This is a genomic window from Bartonella sp. AP57NXGY (assembly GCF_042195805.1).
GTDB lineage: Bacteria > Pseudomonadota > Alphaproteobacteria > Rhizobiales > Rhizobiaceae > Bartonella.
This window is the reverse complement of the sequence record NZ_JBHIOZ010000146.1, coordinates 1-3149: the sequence shown is the minus strand read 5'-3', so window position 1 is coordinate 3149 and position 3149 is coordinate 1. Positions and strand designations below refer to the sequence as shown.

3 protein-coding genes and 1 pseudogene are annotated in these 3149 nt (G+C 37.9%); all 4 read left to right on the top strand.

Annotation, left to right across the window (positions count from 1 at the left end; genetic code table 11):
• Positions 1-195: 195 nt before the first annotated feature.
• The 4 genes and pseudogenes from ACFIL8_RS08685 (at position 196) to ACFIL8_RS08670 (ending at position 3075) form a co-directional block, all read left to right on the top strand.
• Positions 196-880, top strand: a pseudogene (locus ACFIL8_RS08685) (DNA adenine methylase).
• A gap of 499 nt (positions 881-1379) precedes the next feature.
• On the top strand, positions 1380-1598 hold the full coding sequence (locus ACFIL8_RS08680; protein ID WP_005773872.1) for a TA system antitoxin ParD family protein: 219 nt from the start codon (positions 1380-1382) through the stop codon (positions 1596-1598).
• On the top strand, positions 1591-1875 hold the full coding sequence (locus ACFIL8_RS08675; RefSeq protein ID WP_246054788.1) for a type II toxin-antitoxin system RelE/ParE family toxin: 285 nt from the start codon (positions 1591-1593) through the stop codon (positions 1873-1875). The genes ACFIL8_RS08680 and ACFIL8_RS08675 overlap by 8 nt, the downstream gene beginning before the upstream one ends.
• Before the next feature lie 774 nt (positions 1876-2649).
• Positions 2650-3075, top strand: coding sequence for a carboxymuconolactone decarboxylase family protein (locus tag ACFIL8_RS08670; RefSeq protein ID WP_375681534.1), 426 nt, complete (start codon positions 2650-2652; stop codon positions 3073-3075).
• The last annotated feature ends 74 nt before the right edge of the window (positions 3076-3149 follow it).

Here is a 3149-nt window from a genome sequence, read left to right as displayed (position 1 = left end):
CCAATGTTGCGACAGCCCTTGCATTAAGACGGTTCATAAGAGCCATTTTTAGTCCTTTCTTATACAAATTTTATCCACACACTCATCCCACTTGTTATGTACAAATGAGTGGTTTTGATTGATTCAACATAAACAGATTTAAAATGAGAGAATCTTGCGTTATTCGAGGGTCTAATTCAATATGAATAACGCTAGATTATCATTATAAATCAATATGTTGTATCTTTAAGGAGAAAATTAGTTCCTTTATATGAAGTGATCAATGATCGTTCAGGTGATGTGGTGAATTTTTTTCGGGTGTTGCAACGCCATTATTACCCTTTCATGGATCTGTTGGAGTTCCAGGTGAGTAGCCGTGAGGCGTTTGAACGGTTACGCACCCAAGATCCCAAGACCCTGACAGATTTAGAGCGGGCATTGCGGTTTTTATATCTGCAGCGGTTGAGTTTTGGTGGCAAAGTGGCAAAACAGACGTTTGGAGTTGATCCACACCGTGGTGCACGGGTTTAATAGTCTCAAACTTGAAGCCTCCTTAAAGCTTATTTACCGTCGTTTAGCAGGTGTGACCATTGAACATTTAGATTGGTTTGAGTTTATTAGGCGCTATGATCGTCCCAACATCTTGTTTTACCTTGATCCGCCTTATTGGGGTGTTGAGGATTACTATGGCAAGGATTTGTTTAAGCGAGAGGATTATCAGAGGATGTCCACACTGCTTGCACAATTAAAGGGAAAGTTTCTTCTGTCACTCAATGATGTGCCGGAGATTCGCAAAAGCTTTAGCCCATTTAAGATAAAAGAGGTTACCATATCTTATACATGCAGTTCAAATAATCCAATTCCAGCTCAAGAGCTCATCATCTCAAATTGCGACTTTTAGCAAAGGAGAAAAAGCTGCCTTAAAGGGTCTTTAAATGATCTTTGAAGACCCTTTGAAAACCCCTTTAATTTTTTAAAAAAGACGTGAATTTTAAAAATGAATTGCTGCAAAACCTGCTGTCAAATTCTGCAAAACCTGATGACAAGCTACATACAAGACATATAGAATCAATAATTTATAGCACGACAAAAGTGCTGTGGCGGAGGGGGTAGGAATGCTATATTTATATAAAATCAATAGATTATATAGAAGTTCGGGAATTTTGATTCCGTTGATTCTTTTAACTTATTTTCTGCCTATCCCGAACCTTTTTAGAGCTTATTCTCGATCATTTAGTTCTAAATTTATCTTTTATTTTCTCTTCTTTCAGATATTAAGAAAGATGGCTGTGAGAGAAGGAATTGTGTTAGAGATCTGCTAAGGTTATTGTGTTTCAAAGGTTGCTTTTTAACACCTTTTGAACTATATTACCACCTTATTGTAAGGTAGGAGTATAGTCATGGCTACAACTGTTAAACTGTCTGATGATCTCATTAATGAGGCTAAGCGTTACGCGTCTGTTTATAGCCGCTCGGTTCCTAAGCAAATTGAATATTGGTCGCGTATGGGCAAAATAGCCGAAGAAAATCCAGATCTCTCCTTTCAATTTATTCAAGCAATCTTACTTGGACAACAAGAAAATGCAGATGGCGATGTAACAGCATTTGAATTTGGCTGAATCTATGCAAGTTTTACAAACCCATTCATTTAAAAAAACTGTCAAAAAACTGCATGCCAACCAAAAACAAGATCTAGACCAAGCTGTTCGCGTCATTATGAAAACGCCCACCATTGGTCAAGCCAAAACAGGTGATCTTTCTGGTGTTTTTGTCTATAAATTTAAAATGGCCAAGCAATTGACGCTGCTTGCTTACAGCTATGAAGATCACACGATTACTTTGACCTTGTTAGCACTTGGCTCTCATGAAAATTTTTACCGAGATCTTAAAGCATAATATATTTTACAACTTGATAGAGGCACACAGCATTAATTTTACTAAAGTTCTCCAGTGCTAAAGGTATTAAACCAAAATTTATAGACATGATCAAGCTATATTGGGCACCTAATTGCGGCATAATATTTTTAGCTAAACCGATTGGAGGACTTTGCAGCAAAGGAGTACTGCACTCATCTGCTATTACATATCTCTAACTTGAGTTAAAAACAAAGCTCTTCCGTACACCCCAACAAATGGCTTTGTCATGATAGAACTTTACTAGATTAGAGGTAAGTTAGTAGCATCTGTTATAAATTTAACGCTTCGCACTTTCCTCGGTAAATTCAAGCCGCAAAATACTAAATACAACTAAGTCCTATAGCTCAATGCGCACATAATCATGCATGGTGTTTCTACGCTCAACAAGTTACACCTCAGTTCTCTTGCGCAAATACGAATAAGAAGGGTTTAATTTGCTAATTTTAGCTCAGTCTTAAGTACAACGTCTGGAAAGGCTACACGTGCCTGCTGCATCAACGTAATATTAATGCCATAGAAAAATCCCTTACTATCTGCTATAGCTTCATAAGGATTGCCTATAATGTAAAAAATGAAAAATAATATAAAATAAATTTACAAAAATGATTGACTAGGATATTAAAGCACGATAATGATTCATGCAATGCAAATCCGCAAGAGGAGATAAGGTATTGCATTTTAATTGAAGGTTTAGTCTTTAAGGTAAAGTAAAAGCCTTATCCAACTAAGGCTCCGTGGGGAGGGAGCCATTACATGCAAGAACAAACATTTGTAAATTATAAGAAAAATGCTTATGAATTGGGCGTGGAGCGTTTACGCTCTATGGAATTGGTCGAGACCCCTTCAATTCTTGAAGAAATGGCCGATGTTGCCCCTGATCTCGCAAAATTCATCATCTCTTTTGTGTATGGAGAAATTTATGAGCGACCTCACTTAACAAGCCGTATTCGGCAGCTTGCCACCGTTGCCATCTTTGCAACTCTCGGTAATGCAAGACGGCAACTCAAATTCCACTTTACCAGTGCTCTTAATATTGGGTGTAGTCCTGCTGAGCTGATTGAAGTAATGATACAGTTGGCACTTTATGCAGGGTTTCCAGCAGCCTTAAATAGTGTTTTTGCTGCAAAAGAGGTCTTTGATGAAAAGCAACTAGACTTCATATCTAGTTGCGGCTCGTAAATTTGCTGTAGAGGGCTATACTGGTGGGTTGCGCTTATGGGGAATGCCACAAAATATTCGTGTTTGTTCAATCC

What these genes read in the sequence shown, in the direction of transcription:
- ACFIL8_RS08670 (WP_375681534.1), top strand. Translation starts at nt 2,650, where the DNA reads ATGCAAGAACAAACATTTGTAAATTATAAGAAAAATGCTTATGAATTG.
- ACFIL8_RS08680 (WP_005773872.1), top strand. Translation starts at nt 1,380, where the DNA reads ATGGCTACAACTGTTAAACTGTCTGATGATCTCATTAATGAGGCTAAG.